At 68.3% G+C, this 3,891-nt stretch carries 4 protein-coding genes; 1 reads left to right on the top strand and 3 read right to left on the bottom strand.

The window, feature by feature from the left end; genetic code table 11:
* Positions 1-688 precede the first annotated feature (688 nt).
* On the bottom strand, positions 689-1,078 hold the full coding sequence (locus PKH97_RS14630) for a heavy metal-responsive transcriptional regulator (RefSeq protein WP_028708020.1): 390 nt from the start codon (positions 1,076-1,078) through the stop codon (positions 689-691).
* A 78-nt stretch (positions 1,079-1,156) separates the two neighbouring features.
* Between PKH97_RS14630 and merA the strand changes: the two genes are divergently transcribed.
* Positions 1,157-2,605, top strand: coding sequence for a mercury(II) reductase (gene merA / locus PKH97_RS14625; protein ID WP_030153508.1), 1,449 nt, complete (start codon positions 1,157-1,159; stop codon positions 2,603-2,605).
* Positions 2,606-2,671: 66 nt separating this feature from the next.
* On the opposite strand, the gene PKH97_RS14620 is transcribed toward merA, so the two are convergent.
* Both PKH97_RS14620 and PKH97_RS14615 read right to left on the bottom strand, forming a co-directional pair.
* A complete protein-coding gene (locus tag PKH97_RS14620) occupies positions 2,672-3,268 on the bottom strand; it encodes a cadmium resistance transporter (RefSeq protein WP_030153505.1) in 597 nt (198 codons plus the stop codon).
* Positions 3,265-3,624, bottom strand: a complete 360-nt coding sequence (locus tag PKH97_RS14615) for a metalloregulator ArsR/SmtB family transcription factor (protein ID WP_028708027.1) — start codon at positions 3,622-3,624, stop codon at positions 3,265-3,267. Before PKH97_RS14615 ends, PKH97_RS14620 begins: the two co-directional genes overlap by 4 nt.
* Between the last annotated feature and the right edge of the window lie 267 nt (positions 3,625-3,891).

The following is a 3,891-nucleotide window of genomic DNA, read 5'->3' as shown; positions in this document are numbered from 1 at the left end:
AACTGCACAATTGTGAGCTTTCGGTCGGCTGATCCCGAAACTGCACAATTGTGTGTGGCGCAAGCCACAGACAGGGCAACGCACCCTCGTCATCGCTGTAGCGGAATCGTTCGTTTACGGGACGACAGGCCGTCCCATATGACGCACCGTCACCGGACAACCCTTCTCGGGCGGTCTTGCGAACATTCGGGCGTGGGTTTCCGCCGATGACCTGCACCGCCTCCGCAACGGGTTCCTCCTACGGGACGGACAACTGGACCGACCGCAACCGCTGCGAGGGCGGACCACTGAGCGTTAGGGGGTCCCGTCCGGTTCCGATGCCCTCTCCAGGCTTCGGACCGCTGCCAGGCGGTGGAGCTCAGACCGTCGGATGAGGAGTGCGGCAACGGGCGCCCGCGATCGCGCTGGCGGCGTGATGATTGGTCGTCATTCGCGCCCTTTGGTTCCTTCGCGCACCATCCGACGATGTTCGCCGCGGCCGGCGGCGTGCCCGCGTTGCGGGCGGAGTCGTTCAGTCGCGAGCGATGTGAAGGGCGACCCAGAGCGCGCACCTTCGGCAGATGTAGGCCGGTTCGCTCCCGAGTGCGTGGAGCGACCTTCGTGGCCGCTGGCGGCCGCAGCACGAGCATCGTTGCTGGGTGTCATCGGCCATGTCGCGATGGTGCCACGGGCCGGTGACCTTCGCGGGTCACAGGTAGCGGCAGACGTCCTCGGGGGAGCATGTGGCCGGGTCGCCGGTGGTGGCGTGCTCGCGCAGGATGGCGATCGTGGTGCGTAGCTGCGCGAGCTCGGCGAGCTGCCGGTCGATGACCGCGAGGCGGGTGTCGAGCAGGTCGGTGACGTGCTGGCAGGGGGCCTGGCCCCGGTCTCGGATGGCCAGCACCTGGCCGATCTGGGCCAGGGTCAGCCCGGCGGCTTGGCCCCGGCGGATGAAGTGCAGCCGGTCGAGCACCTCGGGGCCGTAGTCCCGGTACCCCGCCGGGCTGCGGTCGGGGTCGGGGAGGAGTCCGACGTCCTCGTAGTACCGCAGGGTCTTAGCTGTCGTGCCCGACGCCTGAGCCACCTCACCGATCCGCATGCCACTCATTCTGCCTTGACCTTCCAGTGCACTGGAAGGTCGATCCTGGTCCTGAGGCGCGGCAACAAGGGAGGACTTATGACGGCAACGGACAAGGGCAGGTCGTATGACCTGGCAGTGATCGGGTCCGGTGGGGCGGCGTTCGCGGCCGCGATCCGCGCCACCACCCTGGGCAAGCGGGTGGTGATGATCGAGCGCGGCACCATCGGCGGTACCTGCGTGAACACCGGGTGTGTGCCCTCCAAAGCCCTGCTCGCGGCCGCCGAGGCCCGCCACGTCACACTCGACGCCGCCCGGTTCCCCGGTCTGCCACTCCCCGACGCCCCACCGGTCGACATGCCCGCCATGGTCGCCGGCAAGGACAAGCTCGTCGGATCGCTGCGCAGCGAGAAGTACGCGGCCCTGGCCGCCGAGTACGGGTGGGCCCTCCACCCCGGCGAGGCCACCTTCGTCGGCACACCGACTGAGCCGGCACTCCGCGTGACCGGCCCGGACGGCACGGCGGAAACCGTCCGGGCCGCGCACCACCTCATCGCTACCGGCTCCACGCCCTGGGCGCCGCCGGTCCCCGGCCTGCAGGAGGCCGGTTATCTGACCTCGACGACCGCGATGGAGCTGGACCACGTCCCGGAGTCGCTGCTGGTCATCGGCGGCGGCTACGTCGCCATGGAGCAGGCCCAGCTCTTCTCCCGCCTCGGTGCCCAGGTCACCATGCTCGTCCGCTCACGGCTGGCCTCCCACGAGGAACCCGAGGCCGCCACCGCCCTGGAAGAAATCCTCGCCGACGAAGGCATCGAGATCATCCGCGGCGCGGTGCCCACCGCGGTGCGCCGCGACCCGGCCACCGGCGAGGTCACGGTCACCGCCACCACCGCCGACGGCTCACACGAGCTCCGCGCGGCCGAGCTCCTCGTTGCCACCGGCCGCCGCCCGGTCACCGGCACGCTCGGCCTCGACACCATCGGCGTGCGCGCCGGCAAGCGCGGCGAGGTCATCATCGACAGCCACCTGCGCACCACGAACCCGCGGATCTGGGCCGCGGGTGACGTCACCGCCCACCCGCAGTTCGTGTACGTCGCCGCGGCCCACGGCGCCCTGGTCGCCGACAACGCCCTCACCGGAGCCGGCCGGGAGGTCGACTACCGCCACCTGCCCCGGGTCGTGTTCACCAGCCCCGCCCTGGCCTCCGTCGGAATGACCGACCAGCAGGCCCGCACTGCCGGGATCCGCTGCGACAGCCGCGTCCTGCCCCTGGCGCACGTCCCGCGCGCCATCGTCAACCGTGACACCCGCGGGCTCATCAAGATCGTCACCGACGCCGACACCGGCCGCATCATCGGCATCACCGCCCTCGCCCAGGACGCCGGTGACCTCGCCGCCGCCGGCGTCTACATCCTCGAGGCCGGCATGACCACCGACCAGGTCGCCAACCTCTGGAGCCCCTACCTGACCATGGCCGAAGGCCTCAAACTCACCGCCCAAACCTTCACCACCGACATCACCAAACTCTCCTGCTGCGCAGCATGAACCCGCACAGGGATCCCTATACCGGAGCGTCGAGCCTGGCGACCTCTCTCGTTCGCTTTGGCTCCGTCAGAGACCGAACGCTCCTCCGCTGACGAGGATGACGATGCCGAGGCCGATCAGGACGATGGGGAACAGGATGTGTTCCCAGCGCTCGAGGACTTCAGCGATCGGCGGCCGGGTGGCAACGAACTTGGCGACTACGACCAGGACCGCGACGAGCGCGAGGAAGACGAGGCAGTAGGCGACCACTGCGATGGGTTCCACGCTGAGGAAGACGGGGACATAGACGCCGATGTTGTCTCCGCCGTTGGCGAAGGTGACTCCTGCGACGGTCCACGCGCTGACCTTCGTGCCCGTGACCTTGGCGTCATCGTCGTCATCGTCTCCGCGCCAGGCTTGCCATGCAGCCCAGAGACCGAGGGCCAGGGGGATGAGCCCGAAGTACGGGATAGCTGCTGAGGGCAGGAATGCTCCGGCTCCGATAGTCACCAGCACAGCGGCACCGAGGATGCAGGCGAACCCCACGTACTGGCCGACCAAGATGCGGGTGGTCGTCCCGCGTTGGCCCGCGCCGCGGGCGAAGAACAAGGAGAGCACGATGATGTCGTCGATGTTGGTCGCGATGAACAGGCCGATTGCCTGCAGGACCGCAGCCAGGATCACGCGCCCGCCTCTGCTGCGTCGCATCCGTGCACCGAGCAGGCAGGATCGATGCACGGGGCGTTCTCGTCAACCGCGAGGGTGACGTCAACCAGGGCGGTCAGCGCCTGCGTCAGGTGGGGATCGGCGATCTCGTAGCGCGTCTTGCGGCCCTCGGGTTCGGCAGCAACGATGCCGCAGTCGCGCAGGCACGCCAGATGATTGGACACGTTGGAGCGTGTGAGGTCCAGATCGCGGGCCAGCTCTGCCGGGTAGGCCGGCCGGTCGAGCAGCGTCAGGATGATCCGGGACCTGGTCGGGTCGGCCAGCGCGCGGCCCAACCGGTTCATCACGTCCAGGCGAGAAGCAATGGTCAGCATGCGCTGAACTATACAGCGAGGACTGAAGTGGTTTTACGCAGCCCGGAGTCGCTAAGCGTGCGAACGAGGCTGTGTCAGTTGGGGATCGACCCACGGGACGATTCGCCCGATCATCAGGGAACTCACGAAGCGGCGACAGAACCCCGCCACATAACGGCCAAGGCCACAGGTCGGCTGATCCCGAAACTGCACAATTGTGAGCTTTCGGTGGACCCAAGATCAGTCGAGTTCGTCCTTGACGACGTCGACAATCTCCTCGCGGATCTC

Origin of the sequence: Nostocoides sp. (assembly GCF_035343835.1) — a bacterium.
Classification (GTDB): Bacteria; Actinomycetota; Actinomycetes; order Actinomycetales; family Dermatophilaceae; genus Nostocoides_A; species Nostocoides_A vanveenii.
The sequence above is the reverse complement of the archived record's forward strand: the minus strand, read 5'-3'. Positions and strand labels throughout refer to the sequence as shown.

Bases quoted from the DNA above. Each gene is read 5' to 3' on its own strand.
- PKH97_RS14630 (WP_028708020.1), bottom strand. From the start codon at position 1,078: ATGCGGATCGGTGAGGTGGCTCAGGCGTCGGGCACGACAGCTAAGACC.
- merA (WP_030153508.1), top strand. From the start codon at position 1,157: ATGACGGCAACGGACAAGGGCAGGTCGTATGACCTGGCAGTGATCGGG.
- PKH97_RS14615 (WP_028708027.1), bottom strand. From the start codon at position 3,624: ATGCTGACCATTGCTTCTCGCCTGGACGTGATGAACCGGTTGGGCCGC.